The sequence below is a fragment of the Desulforamulus ruminis DSM 2154 genome, assembly GCF_000215085.1.
Taxonomy (GTDB): domain Bacteria; phylum Bacillota; class Desulfotomaculia; order Desulfotomaculales; family Desulfotomaculaceae; genus Desulfotomaculum; species Desulfotomaculum ruminis.
This window is the reverse complement of the sequence record NC_015589.1, coordinates 3,314,450-3,338,612: the sequence shown is the minus strand read 5'-3', so window position 1 is coordinate 3,338,612 and position 24,163 is coordinate 3,314,450. Positions and strand designations below refer to the sequence as shown.

23 protein-coding genes are annotated in these 24,163 nt (G+C 51.3%); 13 read left to right on the top strand and 10 right to left on the bottom strand.

What is annotated here, in order from left to right:
- The first annotated feature begins 1 nt into the window (after position 1).
- The 3 genes from gcvPA (at position 2) to DESRU_RS16530 (ending at position 4,040) form a co-directional block, all read left to right on the top strand.
- Entirely contained in the window at positions 2 to 1,342 is a 1,341-nt protein-coding gene (gene gcvPA, locus DESRU_RS16540) for an aminomethyl-transferring glycine dehydrogenase subunit GcvPA (RefSeq protein WP_013843233.1), read from the top strand.
- A complete protein-coding gene (gcvPB, locus tag DESRU_RS16535) occupies positions 1,339 to 2,793 on the top strand; it encodes an aminomethyl-transferring glycine dehydrogenase subunit GcvPB (RefSeq protein ID WP_013843232.1) in 1,455 nt (484 codons plus the stop codon). Before gcvPA ends, gcvPB begins: the two co-directional genes overlap by 4 nt.
- 245 nt (positions 2,794 to 3,038) lie before the next feature.
- Positions 3,039 to 4,040 (top strand): cation diffusion facilitator family transporter, encoded by a 1,002-nt coding sequence (locus DESRU_RS16530; protein ID WP_013843231.1) that lies wholly within the window; start codon positions 3,039 to 3,041, stop codon positions 4,038 to 4,040.
- Positions 4,041 to 4,045: 5 nt separating this feature from the next.
- Here the strand turns inward: DESRU_RS16530 and DESRU_RS16525 are convergent, their stop codons facing one another.
- On the bottom strand, positions 4,046 to 4,420 hold the full coding sequence (locus DESRU_RS16525; protein ID WP_013843230.1) for a hypothetical protein: 375 nt from the start codon (positions 4,418 to 4,420) through the stop codon (positions 4,046 to 4,048).
- A 189-nt stretch (positions 4,421 to 4,609) separates the two neighbouring features.
- Complete coding sequence (locus DESRU_RS16520) at positions 4,610 to 5,503, bottom strand: DMT family transporter (RefSeq protein WP_013843229.1); 894 nt, start codon at positions 5,501 to 5,503, stop codon at positions 4,610 to 4,612.
- 252 nt (positions 5,504 to 5,755) lie between these two features.
- Between DESRU_RS16520 and DESRU_RS16515 the strand changes: the two genes are divergently transcribed.
- From DESRU_RS16515 to DESRU_RS16505, 3 genes are all read left to right on the top strand, one after another.
- Positions 5,756 to 6,565 (top strand): basic amino acid ABC transporter substrate-binding protein, encoded by an 810-nt coding sequence (locus DESRU_RS16515; protein ID WP_013843228.1) that lies wholly within the window; start codon positions 5,756 to 5,758, stop codon positions 6,563 to 6,565.
- Between the two features lie 99 nt (positions 6,566 to 6,664).
- On the top strand, positions 6,665 to 7,330 hold the full coding sequence (locus DESRU_RS16510; protein WP_013843227.1) for an amino acid ABC transporter permease: 666 nt from the start codon (positions 6,665 to 6,667) through the stop codon (positions 7,328 to 7,330).
- Positions 7,317 to 8,039, top strand: coding sequence for an amino acid ABC transporter ATP-binding protein (locus tag DESRU_RS16505; protein WP_013843226.1), 723 nt, complete (start codon positions 7,317 to 7,319; stop codon positions 8,037 to 8,039). The genes DESRU_RS16510 and DESRU_RS16505 overlap by 14 nt, the downstream gene beginning before the upstream one ends.
- A 19-nt stretch (positions 8,040 to 8,058) precedes the next feature.
- On the opposite strand, the gene DESRU_RS16500 is transcribed toward DESRU_RS16505, so the two are convergent.
- Together DESRU_RS16500 and DESRU_RS20630 are read right to left on the bottom strand one after the other, a co-directional pair.
- Positions 8,059 to 8,334, bottom strand: coding sequence for a hypothetical protein (locus tag DESRU_RS16500; RefSeq protein ID WP_013843225.1), 276 nt, complete (start codon positions 8,332 to 8,334; stop codon positions 8,059 to 8,061).
- Positions 8,335 to 8,383: 49 nt separating this feature from the next.
- A complete protein-coding gene (locus tag DESRU_RS20630; RefSeq protein WP_187290584.1) occupies positions 8,384 to 8,596 on the bottom strand; it encodes a hypothetical protein in 213 nt (70 codons plus the stop codon).
- On the opposite strand from DESRU_RS20630, the gene recJ reads away from it, so the two are divergent.
- The 7 genes from recJ (at position 8,559) to DESRU_RS16465 (ending at position 16,522) form a co-directional block, all read left to right on the top strand.
- Positions 8,559 to 11,216, top strand: coding sequence for a single-stranded-DNA-specific exonuclease RecJ (recJ, locus tag DESRU_RS16495; RefSeq protein ID WP_013843224.1), 2,658 nt, complete (start codon positions 8,559 to 8,561; stop codon positions 11,214 to 11,216). The two genes, DESRU_RS20630 and recJ, sit on opposite strands and share 38 nt — an antisense overlap.
- Before the next feature lie 19 nt (positions 11,217 to 11,235).
- A complete protein-coding gene (locus tag DESRU_RS16490) occupies positions 11,236 to 11,754 on the top strand; it encodes an adenine phosphoribosyltransferase (protein ID WP_013843223.1) in 519 nt (172 codons plus the stop codon).
- Positions 11,755 to 11,780: 26 nt separating this feature from the next.
- Positions 11,781 to 13,952, top strand: a complete 2,172-nt coding sequence (locus tag DESRU_RS16485) for a RelA/SpoT family protein (protein WP_013843222.1) — start codon at positions 11,781 to 11,783, stop codon at positions 13,950 to 13,952.
- A gap of 171 nt (positions 13,953 to 14,123) precedes the next feature.
- Positions 14,124 to 14,573: a D-aminoacyl-tRNA deacylase gene (dtd, locus tag DESRU_RS16480; protein ID WP_013843221.1), complete on the top strand. Its 450-nt coding sequence runs from the start codon at positions 14,124 to 14,126 to the stop codon at positions 14,571 to 14,573.
- Between the two features lie 20 nt (positions 14,574 to 14,593).
- Positions 14,594 to 15,211 (top strand): MBL fold metallo-hydrolase, encoded by a 618-nt coding sequence (locus DESRU_RS16475; protein ID WP_013843220.1) that lies wholly within the window; start codon positions 14,594 to 14,596, stop codon positions 15,209 to 15,211.
- A 68-nt stretch (positions 15,212 to 15,279) separates the two neighbouring features.
- Positions 15,280 to 15,468: a hypothetical protein gene (locus DESRU_RS16470; RefSeq protein WP_013843219.1), complete on the top strand. Its 189-nt coding sequence runs from the start codon at positions 15,280 to 15,282 to the stop codon at positions 15,466 to 15,468.
- Between the two features lie 70 nt (positions 15,469 to 15,538).
- Complete coding sequence (locus tag DESRU_RS16465) at positions 15,539 to 16,522, top strand: lipoate--protein ligase (RefSeq protein WP_013843218.1); 984 nt, start codon at positions 15,539 to 15,541, stop codon at positions 16,520 to 16,522.
- Positions 16,523 to 16,621: 99 nt separating this feature from the next.
- On the opposite strand, the gene nuoB is transcribed toward DESRU_RS16465, so the two are convergent.
- The 6 genes from nuoB to hyfB are packed head-to-tail and all read right to left on the bottom strand — an operon-like array spanning position 16,622 to position 23,950.
- Positions 16,622 to 17,329, bottom strand: a complete 708-nt coding sequence (nuoB, locus tag DESRU_RS16460; RefSeq protein WP_013843217.1) for an NADH-quinone oxidoreductase subunit NuoB — start codon at positions 17,327 to 17,329, stop codon at positions 16,622 to 16,624.
- Between the two features lie 13 nt (positions 17,330 to 17,342).
- Positions 17,343 to 18,926, bottom strand: a complete 1,584-nt coding sequence (locus tag DESRU_RS16455) for a hydrogenase large subunit (RefSeq protein ID WP_013843216.1) — start codon at positions 18,924 to 18,926, stop codon at positions 17,343 to 17,345.
- Positions 18,919 to 20,400, bottom strand: a complete 1,482-nt coding sequence (locus DESRU_RS16450; protein WP_013843215.1) for a hydrogenase 4 subunit F — start codon at positions 20,398 to 20,400, stop codon at positions 18,919 to 18,921. Before DESRU_RS16450 ends, DESRU_RS16455 begins: the two co-directional genes overlap by 8 nt.
- Before the next feature lie 5 nt (positions 20,401 to 20,405).
- Entirely contained in the window at positions 20,406 to 21,044 is a 639-nt protein-coding gene (locus DESRU_RS16445) for a hypothetical protein (protein WP_013843214.1), read from the bottom strand.
- 11 nt (positions 21,045 to 21,055) lie between these two features.
- A complete protein-coding gene (locus tag DESRU_RS16440; protein WP_013843213.1) occupies positions 21,056 to 21,955 on the bottom strand; it encodes a respiratory chain complex I subunit 1 family protein in 900 nt (299 codons plus the stop codon).
- Positions 21,956 to 21,967: 12 nt separating this feature from the next.
- Positions 21,968 to 23,950, bottom strand: coding sequence for a hydrogenase 4 subunit B (gene hyfB, locus DESRU_RS16435; protein ID WP_013843212.1), 1,983 nt, complete (start codon positions 23,948 to 23,950; stop codon positions 21,968 to 21,970).
- Between the last annotated feature and the right edge of the window lie 213 nt (positions 23,951 to 24,163).

Below are 24,163 nucleotides of genomic sequence, written 5' to 3'. Positions count from 1 at the left end.
TTTGCATTATATTCCGCATACCGCCCGGGAACGCCGGCAAATGCTTGCGGCCCTGGGCCTTGATAGCACGGATCAATTATTCCAGGATATTCCCCGGGAGCTTCTTTTTAATGGCGAGCTCCGGGTGGAGGGCGGGTGGTCGGAAATGGAACTGGCCGGTCATCTGTCCGGCCTGGCCAGAATGAACTCCGGCACCGACGAGCTGGTTTGCTTTTTGGGGGCCGGGGCTTACGATCACTATATCCCCAGTGCGGTGAAACATGTTTTGTCCAGATCGGAATTTTATACCGCTTATACTCCTTACCAGCCGGAAATCAGTCAGGGCGTTTTACAATCCATCTTTGAATACCAAAGTATGATTTGTCTGCTCACGGGCATGGATGTGGCCAATGCCTCCATGTATGACGGAGCCAGCGCCCTGGCCGAAGGGGCGCTGATGGCCTGCGCCGCCACCAAAAGAGATGCGGTGGTGGTGGCCAGAACCGTACACCCTGAGTACAGAGAAGTTCTCCGTACCTACATGTTTGGCCCCGGGGTGGCAGTAAAGGAAGTTCCTTTCCGGGACGGAGTCACCCCCGTAGAAGAAGTAATTCAACAGTTGGATAAGAATACCGCTGCTTTACTGGTGCAGTATCCCAACTTTTTCGGAAGCATGGAAGATTTAAACGGTCTGGCTGAGGCAGCCCATGCCGTGGGCGCCCTGCTGGTGGTTTGCGCCGATCCCATTGCCCTGGGTCTGCTTCAGGCACCGGGTTCCTGCGGCGCCGATATTGTGGTGGGAGAAGGCCAGTCCCTGGGCATTCCCCTTTCTTACGGCGGTCCCCATCTGGGTTTTCTGGCCTGCAAAGAAAAGCTTATGAGGAGGATGCCCGGCCGTATTGTGGGTCAAACGGTGGATGTGGAGGGCCGCAGGAGTTTTGTTTTAACCCTGCAGGCCAGAGAACAGCACATCCGCCGGGAAAAGGCCACTTCCAATATCTGCTCCAATCAGGCTTTGTGCGCCCTGGCGGCCACCGTTTATCTGAGCCTGGTGGGCCGGGAAGGCCTGCGCCGGGTGGCGGAATTATGCCTGCAGAAAATAGCCTATGCCAAAAAACTTTTGTCCGGCGTGTCCGGCTGCCGGCTGCCCTGGCATTCTCCTACCTTTAAAGAGTTTGTGGTTAAAACCGGACCGTCTCCCCGGGAAGTAAACCGCCGTCTGCTGCAGCAAGGCATCCTCGGCGGTTTGGATCTTGAACCCTATTACCCGGAATTGGCCGGGCACATGCTGATCTGCGTCACTGAAAAACGGACCCGGCAGGAAATTGAAAGCCTGGCGGAAAGACTGGGGGCTATGTCATGACCGAAAAATTAATTTTTGAATTGAGCACCCCCGGACGGCAGGGGATCGTCCTTCCGGAGGCCGACGTACCCTTGGTGGCGCCCGGTGAATTAGTGCCTGCCGGTTATCTCCGGGAAGAGACGCCGACCCTGCCGGAAGTCAGTGAACTGGATGCCGTGCGCCACTTTACCCGTCTTTCCCGCATGAATTTTGGCGTGGATGTGGGTTTTTACCCCCTCGGTTCCTGCACCATGAAGTATAATGCCAAGGTGGCGGAGGATGCCGCCGGTTTACCCGGCTTTGCCAGCCTCCATCCTTACCAGCCGGAGGAGTTAAGCCAGGGGGCGCTGAGGCTGATGTACGAAACCCAGCGGGACCTGGCTGAAATTACCGGCATGGATGAGTTTACCCTGCAGCCGGCGGCCGGAGCCCACGGCGAAATGACCGGTATGCTGATTATTAAAGCCTATCTGGCCAGTAAAGGGGAAACCCAGCGCACCAAGGTGATTGTTCCGGATTCCGCCCACGGGACCAATCCGGCCACCGCCACCCTTTGCGGGTTTAAAGTGGTGGAAGTGAAATCCGATGCCCGGGGCGGCGTGGATCTGGAGGCCCTGCGCAAGGTGCTGGGTCCGGATGTGGCGGCCCTCATGCTAACCAATCCCAGCACCCTGGGCCTATTTGAAGATAATATCCGGGAAATCGCCGACCTGGTGCATCAGGCCGGAGGCCTGCTTTATTATGACGGCGCCAATCTCAATGCCGTTATGGGTTATGCCCGACCCGGCGACATGGGGTTTGACGTGGTTCATTTAAACCTCCATAAAACCTTCGGCACACCCCACGGCGGCGGTGGACCCGGTTCCGGGCCGGTGGGCGTTAAGGCCGCACTGGCGCCTTTCTTACCCAAACCGGTGGTGGAAGAAAAGGAAGGCCTCTATGTCCTTAACCATTGCCGGCCCCAGTCCATTGGCCGCGTAAAGGCCTTCTACGGCAATTTTGGCGTGGTGGTTAAAGCCTATACCTATATCCGGGCCTTGGGCGGCCGGGGACTGAAAGCCGTTTCCGAGCACGCCGTGCTCAATGCCAATTATTTAATGGCCTGCTTAAAGGATCATCTTACCATTGCCTATCCCAGAACCTGCATGCATGAGTTTGTGGCTTCTCCCCTCAAGGAACTCAGGGAAAAGGGCGTCAAAACCCTGGATCTGGCCAAGGGACTGCTGGATTACGGCTATCACCCTCCCACCGTATATTTTCCGTTAATTGTTGAGGAGGCCTTGATGGTGGAACCCACTGAAACGGAAAGTAAAGAAACCCTGGATGCCTTTGCCCAAAACCTTATCAAGGTGCTGGAAGAAGCGGCGGAAAATCCGGAAAGGTTAAAGGAAGCGCCCTATACCACACCGGTACGCAGGCTGGATGAAGTGGCCGCCGCCCGCAAGCCGGTATTGAAGTGGCAGCCCGAGTAATTTTGGGACAGACCCCCGGTTGCCAAGAGCTTTTTTAATATGTTATACTGACTCCGTCAGGCCATCGCAAAAAGGCCAGGCCGGTTTAGGCAGCGGAATGAAACAATCCCGCGGGACTTCATCTGACCCTCAAAAGATGAGGTCCCGCGGGTTTTGTTTTGTAAATCAGAAAATTTTGTAAATACCATGGCTCGGTCATTTTTGTCGAAGACTTGATACGTCAAGTTTCTTTTAGGAGGATCACCGTGAACATTCAGGATAAAAAACTAAAAGTGGCCCGCCTTTCCATTTTTTCCAATACTTTTTTAACCCTAGGCAAACTTTGGGTTGGTTTGGTCATGGGCTCGGTGGGTGTCATTTCGGAAGCAATCCACTCGGGATTGGATCTGGTGGCCTCACTGGTTGCTTTTATGGCTGTAAGACAATCGGGAAAACCGGCCGATAAGAAACACCCTTACGGTCACGGAAAATTTGAAAATCTGGCGGGGATTATTGAAGCCCTGTTGATCTTGGCGGCAGCCATTGGTATTCTGTATCAGGCCATTGAAAAGCTGCTGCAGGGCGGTGGAGAAGTTCATTCCCTGGGCTTGGGTGCGGTGGTGATGGGGATTTCAGCGGTGGTTAACTTTGTCATTTCCCAAAGGCTGATGAAAGTTGGCGCGGAAACCGAATCACCGGCCCTGATCGCCGACGGATGGCACCTGCGGACCGATGTGTACACCTCCCTGGGAGTCTTTGTGGGCCTTGGAGCGATCAAATTAACGGGCTATACCCCGTTGGACCCGATCATTGCCATTGGCGTGAGCCTGCTCATTGTAAAAGCAGCCTTTGACTTAATTAAAGACTCTATTGGCAGCATGCTGGATACCCGTTTACCTCAGCATGAGGAAGAAATGATTAAAAAAGTATTGTCCCGCTATTCGGATCAATTTTTAGAGTATCATGGACTGAGAAGCCGTAAGGCAGGACCCCACCGCCATGTGGATCTGCACCTGGTGGTTCCCCGTCATATTCCGGTGGGGGCCGCTCATATTCTCTGCGATCAAATTGAGGCGGAAATTAAAGCCAATATGCCTGGGGTGGAAGTGCTGATTCATTGCGAGCCTTGTGAATCCCTGGAACAGCCCGGAGAAATCTTCTGCACCCGACCCGGCTGCGGCAAAGACCTAACCGAGTGTCCTAAAGGACGCTGTCCCATTGAAAATAAAAATAACGGCACAGGGAAGGAACCGGGGAGCAGGGGTTGATGGATTTATTTAGAGGCTCTTTTCTTATAAGGGGCTTTGAGACGATCAGCCTGAAACAAAACATCAAGGGATAGGGTTCCTGCCACTTTTACCAGATGAGGGCTGCGAAAATCAATCTTTACCGGAAACAGTTCGATGAATATGGGGTTAAATGCCCGGACGACGGTTATGCCGTGGTCCGTTTTTTGTAAAAGGTCCGGTTGATCGGGGGCTTCCAGGACCAGTACGGTGGGTTTGAAGCGGCGGTTGAGCCCCACCCCCTTCTTGGCATCAAGCATAGCCCCCAGCAGGTTGCCGCGTAGGGTATCCCCGGGCTGGAAGCCGTGCAGGAATACTTTTTTAATGGAATCCAAGGGAGCACCAAAATATAACTTACCCATGGTAAAACTCCTTTCATTTCCGAAGGATTGTGCAAATAATAACAATATACAATACAATTATGCAATTTGCATACCAGGCGGTGTTCTTTAGTTAAAAGTAGATTTTACGGAGCAATTCACTGCCTGCTGTTCCCAAAGGGAACAAAAGCGGGGTGAGTTGTATCAAAAAGGGACAGCTTTTGCTGTCCCTTAGGTTTTGCTTACCGGCACAGGCTGTGCCGGTTCCTTGCGGTCTTTGAGTTCCGCCACCAGCATTCCTGCCAGAATCAAGGCGCAGCCAAGCCACTGACGGGAAGTTAGGATTTCTCCGGATAAGAACCAACCGGCTGCAGCGGCAAAGACCGGTTCCATAATAAAAATAATGGCCGTATGGGTGGGGCTGGTGTAGCGCTGAACAGAGTTTTGTACCAGAAAAGCCAGGGCCGTGGCCGGAATGGCGGTGCTGAAAAGTCCGATCCAGACCGGACGGGTGAAATGCTCCGGCAGGGTTTCCAAAAAGAAACCGCAGCAACCGCTGATGATGGATACCACTCCGATCTGCAGGATGGAAAGCATCACCGGGTCATATTTGGGTGCATATTTACCCACCAGAATAATGTGGCCGGCAAAGGAAAGGGCGCAGAAAAAAGTCAGGATATCTCCATAATTTAATGAAAAATTATTTCCCAAAGAAAGCAAAGCCAATCCCAGGGTGGCGCAGGTCACGCCGGTGATAACGGGTCTGCCGGGAATTTTCCTGGTTGCCAGGCAAGAAAAAAGGGGCACCAGCACCACGGCCAGGCCCGTAATAAAACCTGCATTGGAGGCGGTGGTATATTTTAAGCCAATGGTTTGAAAGGCATAACCTGCAAACAAAAAGAACCCGATAATACTGCCGGCCAGCAAGGTCTTGAGGTCTAATCGCCGGAATCTGCGAAAGTAGATTAAAGCCAGAAAGGCAAAGGCAATGGCAAAGCGGATCGCAATGAAATAAAAGGGTCCAATATCGGCAATGGCATCCTGGACCACCACAAAGGTGACCCCCCAGATAAAGGTAATGGCCAGCAAGGCCAGGTCCGCACGGATTTGCTGAGATTTTGACATACTGTGTATCCTCCATACAATGATAACGTTTCTATTCTCTCATTCCTTGGACTAGGCGTCAATTATTTATACAATATTTCTTGTTATAAAAGTTTGTTTTGTAAAATTTTAATTAAAGGTGAGGGAGGATTTTAGCATAATAAAGCGAAACTAAAATTTATAAATCCGGGTAACTAATTATGCGCTGACGGCAGGTGTTGTAATTGGCCCCGCTAAAGAGGTACCGTTGAATGCAAAAAAGGAGGAGATTTTGTGAAGAAAGTCTTAAAATTTGGGTTGCTGGCCCTGCTGGTACTGGCACTGGCCGTGGCGGCGGCCGGCTGTGGAGGCAGTGAACCCCCCAAAGAAGAGGCCAAAGAACCGGGCGGAGATCAAGGGCAGACCGGTAAAAAGCTGGTGGTTGGTTCCGATACCACCTTTGCCCCCTTTGAATTTACCGATGCTGCCACCGGTAAATATATTGGTTTTGATGTAGAGTTAATTGAAGCGGTTGCTAAAGAAGCGGGTTACGAGCTGGATTTCCGCAGCATGGCCTTTGACGGCCTGATTCCTGCCCTGCAGACCAGCCAGATTGACGCGGCCATTTCTTCTATAACCATCACCGACGAGCGGAAGCAGGTGGTTAATTTTACCGATCCCTATTACAAGTCCGGTCTTATTGTAGCCGTTCAGGCCAAAAATGACGACATTAAGAGTTTTGACGACCTGAAGGGCAAAAAAATTGCCGTTCAAAGCGGAACCACCGGCGCCAAGATGGCTGAAAAAATTCCCGAAGCCAAAATTACTTACTTCACCAACACCGACCAGGCCTTAATGGAACTGAAAAACGGTGCGGTGGATGCCGTTATCAACGACTATCCGGTCAGCGCTTACTTTGTTAAGCAGGGTAACGACGATGTGAAGCTGGTTGGAGATATCCTCTCCGCGGAAGAATATGGTATTGCCGTTCCCAAGGATAAGACCGAAGTTTTGGAAAACCTGAACGCTGCTTTAAAAACCCTGAAAGAGAACGGTGAATACGCTACCATTTACAAAAAATGGTTTGGTGAAGAACCGAAATAAAATAGTCGACCTGCCCTAAGTTATCATGTAAAATAATAATGGTGCGTAACATCATGTTACGCATATTTTATGCAATTAATTAATCAGGCAGGTGAAGGTATGGAATCACTACAGGTCATGAAGAGTGCTTTGCCCGTTTTAATGGTGGGCTTAAAGATGACCATTGAGCTTACCACCTTGGCAGTATTTTTCGGCTGTATTATCGGCCTTTTTATGGCCCTGGGGAAAATGAGCAAAAACATTCTCCTCAGATACCCGTCCGTTGTTTATATTGAGTTTTTCCGGGGGTCACCCCTGCTGGTGCAATTATTTTTAGTTTATTTCGGGTTACCGCAGATGGTGGGCCACCCAGTGGACCGTTTTTGGTCCGCCGTGCTGGTTTTAAGCCTTAACAGCGGGGCTTATATTGCAGAGATTTTCCGGGGAGGAATTCAGTCCATCGACCGGGGGCAGACAGAAGCGGCTCGTTCTTTAGGCATGACCCATGTACAAGCCATGCGACATGTGATCCTTCCCCAGGCCTTTAAGCGGGTCATCCCGCCCATGGGCAATGAATTTATCGCCATGATGAAAGACACTTCCCTGGTGTCCGTAATCGGTTTAGCGGAACTGGCCCGTACCGGGCAGCTAATTATTGCCAACAACTACCGGGCCATGGAGATTTGGTTTGTTGTGGCCATTATTTATATTTGTATGACCGTGCTCATTTCGGAATTCTTTGTCAACCGCATGGAAAGGAGGCTGAAGGCCGGTGATCGTAGCTAAAAATATTCACAAAAGCTTTGACCAGCTTCAGGTCCTGCGGGGAATTGATTTGTATGTAAAAGAGCAGGAGGTGGTTGTCATTATCGGTCCTTCGGGTTCCGGCAAGAGCACTTTCCTGCGCTGCCTGAATTTGCTGGAGGAACCCACCTCCGGGGAGATTACCATTGACGGCCTGCCGGTCATGGATAAAGGGTCCGACATTAATAAAATCCGGCAGAATGTGGGGATGGTGTTCCAGCGGTTTAATTTGTTCCCGCACAAGACGGCCCTGCAAAATATTACCCTGGCTCCCATGAAAGTAAAAAATCTTTCTGAACCGGAAGCCGCTAAAATCGCCAGGGATTTGCTGGCCAAGGTAGGTCTGCAGGACAAAGAAAATGTCTATCCCGACCAGTTGTCCGGCGGGCAGCAGCAGCGGGTGGCCATTGCCCGGGCTCTGGCCATGAAGCCCAAGGTGATGCTGTTCGATGAGCCCACCTCCGCCCTGGACCCGGAAATGGTTGGCGAGGTTCTGGCCGTTATGAAGGATTTGGCCCGGGAAGGGATGACCATGGTGGTGGTAACCCATGAAATGGGTTTCGCCCGGGAGGTAGGAGACAGAGTTTTGTTCATGGATGAAGGAAAGGTCGTTGAAGTGGGAACACCGGAGCAGATTTTCGGCAACCCCCAAAATGAGCGGACCCGGTCTTTCCTCAACAAAATTTTATAACATAAAGAATGAAGCCAGCTTAAATAGCTGGCTTCATTAATTCAAGGTAATCTTCACCCAGTTTGGTTAACGAACATATCTTGCTCTTACCCTCGGAGGTGACATCCACCAGTCCCAGAGCGAACAACTGCATGACCACATGGTCCAGGACAGCCCGCTTAACCTTGGCGGTTAAGGAAAGTTCCTCTTTATTCATTTTGCCTTCGTCGATGAGGGCTCGGAGAACCCTCTCTGCCTCTACCGGCAGTCGATTTCCCACATCTTTAAAGTATTGGGAGATGGTAAGTCCTGTCATCCTTGTACAACCCCTTTGCTAAGAAACTAGTTAATATTATCTAAACAAATTATTGACCAAACTTAAAAAGTTTATTCGTTAGTTCTAAGGAAATTTTTTCTTTTTTAAATTTTTGTTTCTCCGGATGTCCGGCGATATTGGCTGGGATGGCGGCTTTTGCTTTACCAAAATTGGCTGCTGCTTTATAATTTAAACTATATTTACTTAATTTACCGGGGGAAGCTATGCAAAAACGAACCAAGTGGCGGGTGAAGTCACCCAATCCCGCTTTGCAGGAAATCTTGTCAACAGAACTGAACGTTTCACCGATATTGGCTCAATTGCTAATTAACCGGGGAATATATACCTTGGATCAGGCCAGATTCTTTTTAGGGAGCGAATTAGATACCTTGTTCAGCCCCTGGCTGATGAAGGATATGGATAAAGCCGTCCAACGTATTTTAGCGGCTAAAAACCGGAAGGAATCCATTTTGGTTTACGGGGATTATGATGTGGACGGAATTACCGGCACCACGGTTTTGGTGCTGGCTCTGAGGAAAATTGGCTGTACCGTGGATTATTTTATTCCCCACCGGCTGGAGGAGGGGTATGGCTTAAATCAGGAAGCCCTGGAGCGGGCGGCTGCCCAAGGGGTATCCCTGGTGATTACGGTGGATTGCGGCATCAGTGGCTACCAGGAAGTTGCAAGGGCTAAAGATTTGCATTTGGATGTGGTGGTTACGGACCACCACGAGCCGCCGTTGCTGTTGCCGGAAGCGGTGGCGGTGGTGGACCCCAAGCAAGCGGACTGCGGCTATCCTTTTAAGGAACTGGCCGGTGTGGGTGTGGCCCTGAAGCTGGTCCAAGGTCTATACCAGCAGGCGGGAATTGGACCCAAGGAATGGGAAGAATATTTGGACCTGGTTTGTCTGGGGACAGTGGCGGATATTGTTCCCCTGCAGGAGGAGAACCGTATTATTGTAAAACATGGCCTGCCCAGAATGGTTGGCAACAACCGGCCGGGCCTGCAGGCCCTAATTAAAATCAGCGGCATCAAAGCCGAGACCCTGGGCACCAGGGAATTGGGATTTGGCCTGGCGCCCAGATTAAATGCAGCGGGCAGAATGGGGGACGCGGCCTTAGGCGTGGAACTGCTGCTGGCCGGCGACGTCCATGAGGCGGAGAAAATGGCCGAGGCCTTAAATAAAGGGAATCAGGAAAGACAGCAGGTGGAAGCCAAAGTACTGGCCCAAGCCCTGGAAATGGTGGAAGCAGACCCGGAGTTAGCCCAGGATAAAGTGCTGGTCCTGGCTTCCGCCAACTGGCATCCCGGTGTCATTGGCATTGTGGCCTCCCGATTGGCGGACCGTTTTTACCGGCCGGTATTTATGATCAGTCTGGAGGACGGCAAAGGAAAAGGTTCGGCCAGAAGTATACCGGGATTTAATTTGTACCAGGCTATGGTTAGCTGCCAGGATTTCCTGGAGCAGTTTGGCGGACATGCCATGGCCGCAGGATTTAGCATTGATGAGGATAAAATTGCGGATTTCCGGTCCAGGATGAATCAGGCGGCCCAGGAAGCGCTGACGGAAGAACGTTTAACGCCCAATCTGGACCTGGATGCGCTGGTGAATCTGGCCCAGTTGTCCATGGATACGGTTCAGGAATTAGATCAGCTTTCCCCCTTTGGTCATTGCAATCCCGGGCCGGTGTTAGGATGCTGCGAGGCCAGAGTGGTTCAGTGCCGGGAGGTGGGGAAAAACGGGGGACACCTTAAGATGAGGGTCCGGGAGGACCAGGTGGTGCTGGACGGCATCGGCTTTAACCTGGCCTCTTACAGCGAAATGCTGGCCACCCATGATCAGGTGGACATGGCCTTTGTACCTTCCATTAATGTCTGGAACGGGCGCTCTTCTGTTCAACTGGAAGTCAAAGAATTTAAAGAAGTTGGCGAAGTTACCCTGGCCCATGAATTGCCGGTAGAGCCCCGGGGTATGGAGGAACTGCTGGGCAGATCCCTGGATTTGCCCCGGGAGAAATTGTTAAATTCCCCGGTGCCCGTAGGCTTCTTTGAATTTTTTAACCACCGGGAACAGGAAGCATTCCAGGTATCCAGGGGGGAGGTCTCCGGCAGAGAGATGGTTGATTTCAGGGATGGCCCGGACCGGGTGGCCCTCTTAGGCCGGGTGTTGGCGGGAGCGGAGTCCAGCCTGATCCTGGTGGAGAGTACTTCCGAGGTTTTTCAAATAGCCGCTTTGCTGGGGGCTGAGGAAGGTTTTCGGTCGCAGATGGCGGTTTATTACCCGGAACTGGCGGGCTCTCTGATCTCAGATCTGGAACACCATTTACAACAAAATCGGGTAAAAATACTGGTATCCACCGGTTTTTCCCCGCTTAACCATAAAGCGATGGACTTTGAACAGGTGATCTTTTTTCATTTACCCTATTCCAGGAGAGAATTTTATACCGGCTTACAGGCAGGAAAGAAGGCTGTTTTACTGGGCGGCGAGGCGCAGGTTGGCGCTGCCGGCGAAAAAATCAAGGCCCTGGCGCCGGATCGCCAGGGGCTGGGAGAATGGTTTAAACTGCTTAGGAATCAATGCGACCGGTCCGGAGAAGGCAAAGCCGGTATCCTGGAACTGTGCCGTTTTATGAGGAAGCAGTACCCCGGGGCCGCCGGATGGACGGTTGACCTTGTATTTACCGTCTTTCAAGAACTGGGATTAATGGAATACCGGAAACAGGAAAATGATTATTATTTTCGGGTTCATGCCGGAGTTCGCACGGAATTACAGAAATCACCCACCTATAATTGGAGTTTACATACCCGGGAAGCTTGTTTGAAATTCCAGCAGGAATATATCGCAGCAACCCCGGAACAATTGTTGAGATCCAGGGGTTAAACAAGAAGGAGGACATGCAATGGATTTTGCCGCCAAGATACGTTTGATCAAGGATTTTCCCCGGCCCGGGATTAATTTCCGGGATATCACCACCCTGCTGCAGGACCGGGAGGCTTTTCCCAAGGCGGTAGATGCCATGGCCGGCCTTTGCCGGGGGATCGAAGTGGATTTAATTGCCTGCCCTGAGTCCAGAGGTTTTATCCTGGGGGCGCCTCTGGCCTATGCCATGGGCAAGGGACTGGTTTTATTTAGAAAGCCGGGAAAATTACCTGGGAAGACTCTGCAGTATTGCTACCAGTTAGAGTACGGCAGTGATGCTTTGGAGGTTCACCAGGACGCCATTTTGCCGGGACAAAAAGTACTGCTGGTGGATGATGTGCTGGCCACCGGCGGGACCATGGCGGCGGCGGTTGAACTGGTGAAGCAGTCCGGAGGCCAAGTGGCGGGAATCCTGTTTCTCATGGAACTGCTGGGCCTGGGTGGTCGCGATAAGCTGGGGAACCATCCGGTGCTTACTTTAATAAAATGTGATGCCTGATTAATTTTGCAGATGGGGGGAGCGGCATGTCTTCTTTGTTTGAGCTTGAACAAAAAGTCTTAGTTTACAACCCGTCGGCGGACATTGCTTTCCTCCGCAAGGCGTATAATTTTGCAGAAAATGCCCACCGGGGGCAAAAACGCATTTCCGGCGAGGACTACATTGTTCATCCCCTGGCCATTTCCATCATTCTGGCGGAACTGCAGTTGGATCTGCAGACGGTGGCGGCGGGCTTGCTTCATGATGTGGTGGAAGATACGGGAATTACCCTGACGGATATTGAAAGCAACTTTGGCCCGGAGGTTGCCAATATGGTGGATGGGGTCACCAAGCTGGGCAAACTGCAATTCCAGAACAAGGAAGAGCGGCAGGCGGAAAATCTGCGCAAAATGTTTCTGGCCATGGCCAAAGATATCCGGGTGATCTTAATCAAGCTGGCGGATCGCCTGCATAACCTCAGAACGCTGCAGTTCCAGTCCGAACGCAAGCAAAAGGAAGTGGCTGAGGAAACCTTAATGTTTTTTGCTCCTCTGGCCCACCGGCTGGGGATTTATAAAATTAAGTGGGAGCTGGAGGATCTCTCCTTCCGTTATAAGGAACCGGAACAATACCAGCGGATGAAAGTGCAGATTGCCAAATCCAGGGTGAAGCGGGAAGAACATATTCAAGAGGTTATTAAGGAACTGGGGGAAAAGCTGGCGGCTGTCAACATTAAAACAGAAATTCAAGGCAGGCCCAAGAACCTTTATTCCATCTATCAAAAGATGATGGAGCAGCAAAAGGAACTAAAAGATATCTTTGACGTGCAGGCTGTACGGGTACTGGTTTCCACGGTCAAGGACTGCTACGGGGCCCTGGGAATTGCCCATACCCTGTGGAAGCCCATTCCCGGCCGCTTTAAAGATTATATTGCCATGCCCAAGTCCAATATGTACCAGTCCCTGCATACCACCGTCATTGGGCCCCAGGGTGAACCGGTGGAAATACAAATTCGCACCTGGGAAATGCACAAGGTTGCCGAATATGGCATTGCCGCCCACTGGCGCTATAAAGAAGGGGGCCGGGGGGAAGGCGATTTCGATAAAAAACTGGCCTGGCTCCGGCAGATGATGGATTTTCAGCATGATGCCCGGGATGCCCAGGAATTTATGGAAAATTTAAAGATTGATTTATTTTCCCATTCGGTCTTTGTCTTTACTCCCAAGGGCGATGTGATGGAGCTTCCCGCCGGGACAACACCCATTGATTTTGCCTACCGCATTCACACCGATGTAGGCCACCGTACGGTGGGAGCCAAAATAAACGGGCGCATTGTCCCCCTGGACTACAAGCTGAAAAACGGAAACATTATTGAAATTATTACTTCCAAAGCCAGCAATGGTCCCAGCCGGGATTGGCTGAACATTGTCAAGACCTCCCAGGCCAAAAACCGTATCCGGCAGTGGTTTAAAAAAGAAAGACGGGATGAGAATATTGCCCGGGGCCGGGATGCACTGGAGCGGGAAGCCCGCAAACAGGGCCTGGAGCTGGAACTGGTCCGAGGTGAGAAGTTTCAGGAATACGCCAAGCGGGTTAACCAGTCTTCGGTAGAGGATTTATACGCCACCATCGGGGACGGGCAGATGATCCCCAGCCAGATTATAGCAAAGCTCAGGGAGGAATACCGGGCGGAAAAAGAGCGGCGGCCCCTGGCTGAAGAAATGATGAAAAAGGCCGAGGCCAAGGCGGCGGAATGGGGCAAACCCACCCAGGGAATCCGGGTTAAGGGCATCGACAACCTGCTGATCCGGCTGCCTCACTGCTGCAACCCCGTGCCGGGAGATCCCATTGTGGGTTACATTACCCGGGGCCGGGGCGTTTCCATCCACCGGGGGGACTGCGTTAATATTCAACCCATCCAGCGGGAAGAACCCGAAAGGGTGGTGGAAGTTGCCTGGGATAAGGATTTCCAGTCTCCCTTCCAGGTGAAACTGGAGATCACCGGCCTGGACCGGGCCGGTTTTCTGAACGACGTGTTAAATGTGCTGCTGGATTTAAAAATCAATGCCAGTTGGGTTAATGCGCGCAGCAGGAAGGACCAGATGTCCCTGGTGGAATTGGCCCTGCAGGTTCGCAATACCGAGCAGTTGGAATATTTAATGAATAAAATTAAGAAGGTAAAGGATGTATACGGGGTGCGCAGAGTGTCCACCGGGTAGTTGCTGGCCTTGCGGGTAATAATGCTTATGGGTCCTGTTGTTAGCCTTATGGGTAATGCTTGTGGGTTTTGTAGAGATATACAGGACCTGAGAGAAAAACAGGATAAGTCCAGCAACAGGACCCACAAGGAATAGAATAAGGCTAGCAACTGAAACGGAGGGTTTTAAAAATTGCGAGCGGTTGTACAGCGGGTGCGGAGAGGTTCTGTAACCGTGGGAGAAGAAGTGGTAGGCAAAATTGGGCCGGGTCTGGTGGTTTTGCTGGGAGTAGGCAGGGGAGACACGGTGGAGGACGCCCGTTATCTGGCGGATAAGATCGGACAACTGCGTATCTTCGATGATGACCGGGGTAAAATGAACCGGTCCCTCCAGGAGGTTGGAGGGGAAGTACTGGCGGTATCCCAGTTTACCCTGTTCGGCGACTGCCGCAAGGGCAGGCGGCCCGGCTACAGCGACGCCGCACCGCCGGAAGAAGCCCGGGAGCTTTATGAGACTTTTGTGCAGCGCCTGGTCTGTCAGGGATTGCCGGTGGCCACCGGCCGCTTTCAGGAACATATGCTGGTTGAAATAATCAATGACGGTCCGGTAACACTATTGCTGGACAGTACGAAAGCATTTTAAACACGGGAGGAGGAGTCCCTTTGCTTATTGAAACCTTGCCTGTGGGCAACCTGGAAGCCAATTGTTACATCATCGGCTGTCCGGAAACCCGCCAGGCGGCGGTGGTAGACCCGGGGGATGAAGCCGGGCGGATATTGGAACGCTTGAAAAAATTGGGTTTGCAGGTGACGGCCATTGTGCTGACCCATGGCCATGCGGATCATATCGGGGCAGTGGGAGAAGTTAAGGAGGCCACCGGGGCGCCGGTGATGATCCACAGCCAGGACCGGGAGATGCTGACCAATCCCACACGCAATTTATCCGCCTGGCTGGGCGGTCAGTTGGCCTTTAAAGCCGCCGACAGGCTGCTGGAGGATGGAGACCGGATTCCGGTAGGAAACCTGCAATTAAAGGTCCTGCATACCCCCGGCCATACCCCCGGCGGTATCTGCCTGCAGGCCGACGGTCATGTGTTTACCGGCGACACGCTCTTTGCCCAATCTGTGGGCCGCAGCGATTTTCCCGGAGGCAATCAGAAAACGCTGATTCAGTCCATCCATACCAAGCTGCTGGTGCTGCCGGAAACCACGGTGGTTTATCCCGGACATGGCCCTTCCAGCACCATCGGCCAGGAGAAAAAGCACAATCCTTTCCTATAACAGAAAGCGCCACGGCATCTCGGGAGTGTTTTTGATCGGCCTGGAGAAATTTTAAGGAGGGGTCAAAGATGTTGAACAGGGCTAAAACCAGTACGGATGTGGAGATCATCGTTGATCTGTATGAAAAGGACAAGGCGACCCTGACTGCCATGCTGGTGAATATCCGGGAGATTATCCTGGTAAACCGGGACGATGATAAGGCCACGGTAAGCAAAATAAAAGATTATCTTCAGGGGCAGGGTTTGAAATTTGAATAAAGCTTTTCTACTGTGACTGTTTACAGTGATTCAAGCAGATTCGTTCTTACATCAACCGGGAGGAAAAAACATGCTGTATATTCGCAACCAATCGCTGGACCCCCATTATAATCTGGCCCTGGAGGAGTATGCTTTAAAAAACCTGGACCCCCAAGAAAGTTATATTCTGCTTTGGCAGAACGCCCCCTCGGTTATTATCGGAAGATTTCAGAATACCCTGGAGGAAATTAATCCGGAATATATCAAGGAGCAGGGGATTCATGTGGTGCGGAGAATGACCGGGGGCGGGGCGGTGTATCACGACCTGGGCAATCTGAATTTCAGTTTTATTGAAAAAAGCCAGGACGGTAAGATTAACTTCCGCAAATTTACCGAACCGGTGATCAAAGCCCTGGCCAAAATGGGCGTCACCGCAGAAGATAATGGCCGCAATGATATTACCATTGACGGGAAAAAATTCTCGGGAAATGCCCAATATCATTTTAAAGGCAAAACCCTGCACCACGGTACTCTTTTATATAACGCCAAACTGGAAGATGTGCAGGCGGCCCTCCGGGTCCGGGCGGATAAAATGGCCTCCAAGGGGGTTAAATCCGTGCGCAGCAGGGTGACCAATATTGCGGAGTATCTTCCCCGGAAGATCTCCCTGGAGGAGTTTCGTCAACAGTTGTTAGAGGATCTTTTCCAGGGGGGGCCGGTACAGGAATATAAGCTTTCCCCGGTGGATGAGCAAAAAATACGGCAATTGATGGAAGAAAAATATTTAACCTGGGAATGGAATTACGGTCGTTCCCCGGCTTTTAACGTAGTTAAAAAGGGCCGCTTTGCCTGGGGCGGCATCGAAATGCACCTGAATGTTGAAAAAGGGTTGATTCAGGATTGCAAGATTTATGGCGATTTTTTCAGCAACCAGGAGATGGATTCATTGGAGAAGCAATTTTGCGGGGTGAAATTTAAAGCGGAAGATTTAGCCGTTCTTTTAAATCAGGTGGAGCTCTCCCAATACTTTGGACCGGTTTCCCGGGAGGAATTCCTGGAACTCCTGACCCCTTAAAAAGTTGAATGAAAAGTTTCTGCCCTGGGGCGCGGTGCCTCCAGGGCAGTTTACGTTTAAAAGCATTATTTTGAAGGGATACATACGGCCAGTTGCCCACTAAATCCGGTTAACCGCCTTTAAAATGCCCTCCAAAATTAAGGCCGGGGTGGGCGGACAGCCCGGAATATAAACATCCACAGGCAGATGTTGGTCAACACCCCCTCCGGCGGCATAAGCATCCTTAAACATGCCCCCACCGCAGGCGCAGGCTCCCACGGCCACCACCAGGGTGGGTTTGGGGCAGGCTTCATAGGTCTTTTTCAAGGCAATCTCCATATTGCGGGTGACCACGCCGGTTACGATGAGCATATCCGCATGGCGGGGCGAGGGCACAAAATCAATGCCGTATTGCTGAATATCATAAAAAGGATTGGTTAAGGAGTTGATTTCAAAATCGCAACCATTGCAGGAACCCGTGTCCACATAACGGATATGCAGGGATTTTCTGCATATTTTTTTAATCCGCTCCCGCAGGGTTTCCTGCAATAACTCCGGTGCCCCGGAAATCAGCGGCGGGCTGGTGGTTGCAATGGCGCCCGCCGGACAGGCATTCCGGCAGCGGTGGCAGTAAATACAGGCCTTGGCTGCCACCTGCTTTTCCACCATTGCTCCGGTGGGGCAGGCGGCTGCACACAATTGGCAGCCGGGTCGACAGCGATTTTGATCAATCACCGGCAGTCCCCTGGTTAAAGAGAGGTTGTCCCGGGTATGGATGTCCTCGGTCACAATTTTTGTTTTGAGATAACCTTCGATAAGCTTTAGCATAGATCTCCCTTCTCTACCGGTCCAGGCAGGCGTAACATAATTCAAAGCTTTTGTTAATTAAAGGAAAGTCGGGAATAATGTTGCCGGGAACGCAAAGAGGAACGACGGGCCAGTTGCAGTGAGAAGCGGAGCGCACCATATAACGGAAGAGGGTGTTGTCCGGGCCGCTTACAACCAGATGGACGTTGGCTCCTCTGGCCGATTCACTGTAGCCTACGGCGGTCTGGTAAGGAGGCAGATAAGGGACTTCCACGCACAGGGGACCTTCTTCCCGGGCCAGATGTTTAAAGGACTGTTTTAAAATGCTAAAAGACTGCTCACATTCGTCAATACGTTGTTTCAAACGGCAAAGCACATCCCCGCCTGTTTGCAGCGGTATCTGGAAGCTCAGTTGGTTATAAGCCGCATAGGGCAGATCCCGGCGCAGGTCACAGTCGATGGAGGAGGCCCGGGCCGCCGGTCCCACCGCGCCCAGCGTGGCAGCGGTTTCCCGGGTGAGAATGCCGGTGGTGTGCATACGGTCCAGCAGGGACTGGGAGGAGAGCATAATGGTGGTCAATTCTTTTAAATCCATTTGCAGGCGCTCCAGTTCCTTCATGATGACCGGTAAATCCTTCAGCTCCCCAGTAACCCCTCCGGGAAGGATGGTTCCCCTTAAATAACGGTGACCTGTCAGGCGCAGGTTCATTCTCATCAACTGTTCCTTTAGCAGGGCGCCCCGGCTGATGGCATAGGAAAATCCGATTCCCGCGCATACGTTTCCAATGTCGCCCACATGGTTGTACAGGCGCTCCATTTCCAATAAAATGCTACGGATAAACCGGGCCCTCCCGGGGACCGCTACGTCCGCCAGGGATTCAATGGCCTGGGCGTAGGAAGCGGCGTGGGAGGCGGAGCAAACGCCGCAGATTCTTTCAGCCACCAGGGCGGCGTCCAGAAAATGCATGCCTTCCGCTGTTTTCTCAATCCCCCGGTGAGTATAAAATAATTGGGCCTGTAAATTAATTACGTCTTCACCGAAGGTGAAGAACCGGAAATGCCCCGGCTCAATAATTCCTGCATGGACGGGGCCCACCGGAGCCTGGTAAAGCCCTTCCCCCTCCACGGGGCAAAACTCCATTTTTCCCGGCACCCTTGGTACCTTGGTTCCGCTGATAAAATCTTTTCGCAAGGGGAAAAGGTCTCCGGGCCAGTCGGGATGAACAGCAACCCGGCGCAGATCCGGATGCCCCTCCGGGACGATTCCGAACATATCCTTGACTTCCCTTTCCAGCCAGTGAGCGGAAGGGAAGTCCATGGTAACGGAGGGGTAACGGGGGTTTGCGCCGTCCAACAGCACCCGGATTTCAACCAGGGTGTTTTCTAAAGGCAGGGCAAAGGCCGAACACAGGGCAAAATGCCGGTTTAGCTCTCGCTCATCAATGGCCGATAAAGTGAGCAGGCGAGCGCCCATTTCCTTTAAACTGCCGGTTATTTCAGGGAGCTTTTCCAGCGGAACGCCCAGCTTCCAGGTTTTTGCCCCGCCCAAAGAACTTACTTGGGTCACGTCCAGTTCAGGATGTTTTTGAATTTCCCTCCATAAGACGTCACTAGACATTGGCTACACCACCTCCAACAGTTATAAATTGAACCACTTGATCAATGAGCTCTTGTACCGTCTGGGGCATATAGATCCCTTGAAAGATAAGCAGCCCGATGGGCAGCAAAATTAATAGATGACTGGCGGTAAGGGATTCTCCCTTGAAAAACCGGCTGGGAGTGTCGCTGAAATACATTTTGCCGCCAAAATACACCAGTCCGGCAAAGACAATGGCAATGACCATTAAAAACAAAAAGCCGAGCAGCACTCCCGCGGAATGGAATCCCCGGGTGGCCACGGTCAACTCACTGAAGAATAAGCCAAAGGGGGGAGCCCCGCCAATGGCCAGCAAACTAGCCATAAACAAGGTGCCTGTAATGGGCAGTAATTGGCCGATGCCCTGAATGCGGGCAATCAGCTTGCTGTTATATTTTTGGGTTAAGGTTCCGGCGGTTAAAAATAAAGCGGATTTGGCCAGAGCATGGTTTATCAGGTGCAGGATGGCCCCGGTGTAGCCCAGGACGCCTCCCAGACCTAGACCCAAGACAATAATGCCCACATGTTCTACACTGGAATAAGCCAGTAACCGTTTAATGTCTTTTTGGACCAAAATAAAAGGGACCGCTGCGGCCATAGAGATCAGGCCGAAAATCATTAACAGGTGGCCGGAAAAACCGCTGCCTGCGGACAGGGAAGTCAGCAGATGAAAACGGACAATGGCATAAATAGCGCAATTCAGCAAAACCCCCGATAACAAAGCGCTGACCGGAGAGGGGGCCTGGCTATGGGCGTCTGGCAGCCAGGTATGGAGAGGAAAAAGGCCGGCTTTGGTGCCATAACCCACCAAAACAAAAATAAAGGCTAACTTCATCACCGATGGATCCAGACTGGCAGCCACAGGGTAGAGGGAACGCCAGCTCAGGCTGATATCACCGGAGCCCAATATTTCCCGGGCGGCATAAAAAGTTAAAATAATTCCCAGCATGGCAAAGGCAATGCCCACAGTACAAATGATGATGTATTTCCAGGCTGCCTCCAGGGCGGCTTTATGACCGTAAAAAGCTACCAAAAGGGCGGAGACAATGGTGGTTCCTTCGATGGCTACCCACATCAGCCCCAAATTATCCGCCAGTACCGAGAGATACATGGTGGCGATAAAAAAGTGAAGTAGTCCAAAAAATCTTCCGATTTTATTCTCGGTCAATTCCCCGTTCTTTAAATCGGTCCGGAGATACTGGACGGAATATAGGCAGCAGAGGGTTCCCACCATACCAATAATAAAAACCAGCACCGCCGAAAGTTCATCAATGACCAGTAAGGAACCGGCATGGGCCAAGGACTGCTCCCGGAAGACCCCCAGGGCGGCATAAAAAGCCAGGGCTCCGGTCAGGGCAGCACCGAGGACATTGATCCTTTCCAGCCACTTCAGCGGCAGGGAGAGCCAGCATAAAACGCCGGTAAAAAAGGGTATGGATAATAAAAGATACAGCATAACGTTCATCCTTTTAATTTATTTAAATATTTGGTGTCCAGAGTTTCAAAGGACCCCTTGATTTGATGCGTCATCATCCCCATTACCAGGGCTCCCACCAAAAGATCGAAGAAAATACCCAGCTCAATAATTAAAGGCATTCCGCCGGTAACGGCAATGGCGCACAGAAACAACCCGTTTTCCATCACCACAATACCCATGAGTTGACTAAAGGCAGAACGTCTGCTGATCATAAAGAAGCAGCCCAGTAAAACCGTGGAGAGGGCGGCGGATAAAAGATGGCTTCCCACCTGGACCTCTTTTAATAATACCGGTACCACGTAAGCGTAAGTAAGACCGATCAGGATTAAGCCGATAAAGGTGGAAGGAACCAATCCGATGGACAGGGAAATTTCCCGGTTCACTTTGAGTTTCTCCACCAGATTTAAAAGAACCCGGGGCAGTACAATCACTTTTACCAGCAGAGTAAGAAGGCCCACCACCAGCATATGTCCGTCCATGCCGCCCGAAAATGCAAGATAAAAAGCAATGATGCTTAAGACCAGGGACTGCATGCCCAATAAGCGAATGTTGTTGGAGATCATGCGGCCGGCAAGCATTAAAAGCCCGGTAATAATAAAAAGAAAGGCTAAAAGATTAAACATGTCAGACACTCCTATAATAGACAATTACTTAATACAGCCAGCAGGCAAAAAGCGGCTCCGCCGGCCATCAGTTCGGGAAGTTTAAACAGCCTCATCTTGGCCAGGGAACTTTCAATCACCGACAGCACCAAGCCTAAAAGAAGGACCTTGCCTGCCATAAGACCCAGGGACAACCCTAGGGGCAGGCCTGCGGGCTGAGGTAAAAATAAATGCACCAGCAGCGTTAGGAGAACCGTTTGTTTAATCATGGCCGCCAGGTGCAGCAGGCCCACCTGCCTGCCGGCATACTCCAGCAGCATGGCCTCATGCACCATGGTTAACTCCAGGTGGGTATCCGGGTTGTCAACGGGAATGCGGCCGGTTTCCGCGATAATGACAACCATGAGCCCGATAAAAGACAGCAGGCCGGCAGGATTATGTCCGGCCCCCATAATTCCTTTTAAGTCTGTTGTTCCGGCCGTCAGGGCCAGAGCAAACAAGCCGGTTACCAGTATCGGTTCCACCAGCGTGGTAATCATCATTTCACGGCTGGAACCCATACCCCCAAAAGCGCTGGCCGGTTCCAGACCTGCCAGTGCCAGAAAAAATCTGGCCAGGGCAAACAAATAGATAAAAGCGATTAAATCCCCCACGGCAGGGCTGTCATGCGTCCAGAAAGGAATTAAGCTGCCGGCCACCAGATAGGCGGTGAGACAGATATAGGGAGCCGCCTGCGTCAGCCAGGAGGTATTTTCCGAGACCACCGGCTCCCGGCTGAAATATTTCATAAGATCGTAATAGGGCTGCAGCACGCCCGGACCCCGGCGGCACTGCAAGAGCGCCTTGGTCTTTTTAATGAATCCCTGAACCAGGGGGGCCAATAAAAGCAGAAGGATGATTTGACTGCCGGTTATAAAAAGTTGATTTGCCATGAACATTGCTCCTTACTCGTTAAACAGCAGTAGAATAACCAAGGTTATAAAAATATAGCTGAGATAGAGATGAATGCTGCCGCTCTGGATACACTGCCACTTTTTTGAAAGCACGAGGGTTATTTTTCTTAAAGGGCTGTATAAATAGTCTTTAATCACCGAGCGAACCGGCTCTTTAAAGGTAATGTGATAACCAAAATAGGGCAGTTGCTTAAACCGGAGGCTGATCTGCCGCTGGGGCTGCAGCAACGTTCCATAGACCCTGCGCAGGGGTTGGGAGAAGGAGGCGGAGCTATATTCCATGGTGGCGTCAAGGTCAATGCCGCAACCCCAGGTTTCTGTTCGTCTTACTTTAGCGCCGCCCATCAGCCGGGTAATTCCCCACAGCAGCCCCAGGGTGATAAGCAGTACCAGGGCCAAATTGGCATTAAAGGTGGCAATTTGGGGAATCGGAGGGCTGCCAACCAGTTGACTGGTAATTCCGGTAAGAAGATTAAGCACCGGACCGGGAAAAATACCCAGGGCCAGGCATAAAACCGCCAGGGGCGCCATGCTTAAGCGCATAGGCCAGGGGACTTCTTGGGCTTCTGCCGCTTTTGCTGTCCGGGGCAGGGCCAGGAAAGTCAGGCCAAAGGCTTTAATAAAGCAGGCAGCCGCCAAAGCCCCGGTCAGGGCCAGAGCCACACAGGCTAAAATGGCGCCAATGCTCCAAAAGCCGGATATTTTAAGGTAAGAAAGGTTTAATAGGGATTGATAAATTTGATATTCACTGGCAAATCCGTTAAAGGGCGGGATAGCCGAAATGGCTAGAGAGCCCACCAGAAAAAGAATGGCGGTGTGGGGCATTTTTTTGATTAGCCCCCCCAATTTCTCGGTATCCCTGCTGCCGGTGGCATAATAAATTGAACCGGCGCCTAAAAACAGGAGACTTTTAAAAATGGCGTGGTTTAACAAATGGAACATTCCCGCAGCCATGGCCATGGCCGCAGGGATCATCATGGACCAGGAATAAAAAATAAAGCCTGTGCCGATGCCCATTAAAATAATGCCGATGTTTTCCACGCTGGAATAAGCCAGCAGGCGTTTTAAATCCTGCTCCATCAGAGCGTAAAGAACCCCAATGAGGGAAGATACAATGCCCACGGCCAAAATGACGCCGCCCCACCAGGCTTGTCCCGGTCCTAAAAGATCAAACACCAGGCGGATTAGGCCATAAATGGCGGTCTTCAGCATAATACCGCTCATGACGGCGGAAATATTGCTGGGGGCCGCCGGATGAGCCATGGGCAGCCAGAGATGCAGAGGAACAATTCCCGCCTTGGTGCCAAATCCGATCAGGGCAAAAATAAATACCATGCTCCTTGTCATTTCCGGCATGGCAGCGCTATTTTTTGATAAAGTTGAGAAATCCCATCCATTGCCGTTCGACATCATGAGGAAGGAGGCGATAATAAAGACGGTTCCCAAATGAGTCATTACGATGTAACTGAAGCCGGCTTTTCGTACCGGTTGATGGCGGTATTCAAAGGTTACCAGGAAGTAGGAGGCCAGCGTCATGAGCTCCCAGGCGATGAGGAAGGTGATGGCGTTGTTTACGGTTACCAGCAAACTCATGGAAAGGACAAAGAGGTTGTAACAAAAACACCACCAGGCCAGGTTTTCTTGACGGTATAACTTCATATAGTTCCATGAAAAACAGGAAACCAGGAAGGTTACCAGGGATAAGGTAGCCAGAAAAAAGCCGCTTAACCTGTCTATGGAAAGATGAAAATCTACGCCGGGCAGGATGTTTACTAAATGAATCGTAAGGGGTAGGGGGGACAGCAGGGTTTCTATCCCTACCATGAAACCCAGTAAACTTGCCAGAGCCCCGGCAAAACAACCCAGTGCCAGCGATAGTTTCCGTTTATACCGGAGAATAAGAGGGAGAACCGCTCCTAGAAAATAAACGACAAAAGAAAGGACAAAGATGATCTCCAGTGTTTCCTGTGACAAAATAACGATGCCTCCTGAAATATGTCATTTTAAAAAGGTTGAAAAACACAACATTTTAATATTAAGGGCTTAATTTAGTTATAACATATTAAATTGACATATCCAATACCCCGTTTGTCGAATATTGTTGATAGGAGGTTGCTATACCGGAGCAAAAAGACGAAATAAATGGGCCATGCGTCTATTTTCAAGCGTTAAGCGACATTTATACTT

Coding starts and splice junctions, on each gene's coding strand:
- gcvPB (WP_013843232.1), top strand. CDS start 1,339: ATGACCGAAAAATTAATTTTTGAATTGAGCACCCCCGGACGGCAGGGG.
- DESRU_RS16525 (WP_013843230.1), bottom strand. CDS start 4,420: ATGGGTAAGTTATATTTTGGTGCTCCCTTGGATTCCATTAAAAAAGTA.
- DESRU_RS16520 (WP_013843229.1), bottom strand. CDS start 5,503: ATGTCAAAATCTCAGCAAATCCGTGCGGACCTGGCCTTGCTGGCCATT.
- DESRU_RS16510 (WP_013843227.1), top strand. CDS start 6,665: ATGGAATCACTACAGGTCATGAAGAGTGCTTTGCCCGTTTTAATGGTG.
- DESRU_RS16500 (WP_013843225.1), bottom strand. CDS start 8,334: ATGACAGGACTTACCATCTCCCAATACTTTAAAGATGTGGGAAATCGA.
- recJ (WP_013843224.1), top strand. CDS start 8,559: ATGCAAAAACGAACCAAGTGGCGGGTGAAGTCACCCAATCCCGCTTTG.
- DESRU_RS16490 (WP_013843223.1), top strand. CDS start 11,236: ATGGATTTTGCCGCCAAGATACGTTTGATCAAGGATTTTCCCCGGCCC.
- DESRU_RS16485 (WP_013843222.1), top strand. CDS start 11,781: ATGTCTTCTTTGTTTGAGCTTGAACAAAAAGTCTTAGTTTACAACCCG.
- DESRU_RS16470 (WP_013843219.1), top strand. CDS start 15,280: ATGTTGAACAGGGCTAAAACCAGTACGGATGTGGAGATCATCGTTGAT.
- DESRU_RS16465 (WP_013843218.1), top strand. CDS start 15,539: ATGCTGTATATTCGCAACCAATCGCTGGACCCCCATTATAATCTGGCC.
- nuoB (WP_013843217.1), bottom strand. CDS start 17,329: ATGCTAAAGCTTATCGAAGGTTATCTCAAAACAAAAATTGTGACCGAG.
- DESRU_RS16455 (WP_013843216.1), bottom strand. CDS start 18,926: ATGTCTAGTGACGTCTTATGGAGGGAAATTCAAAAACATCCTGAACTG.
- DESRU_RS16450 (WP_013843215.1), bottom strand. CDS start 20,400: ATGCTGTATCTTTTATTATCCATACCCTTTTTTACCGGCGTTTTATGC.
- DESRU_RS16445 (WP_013843214.1), bottom strand. CDS start 21,044: ATGTTTAATCTTTTAGCCTTTCTTTTTATTATTACCGGGCTTTTAATG.
- DESRU_RS16440 (WP_013843213.1), bottom strand. CDS start 21,955: ATGGCAAATCAACTTTTTATAACCGGCAGTCAAATCATCCTTCTGCTT.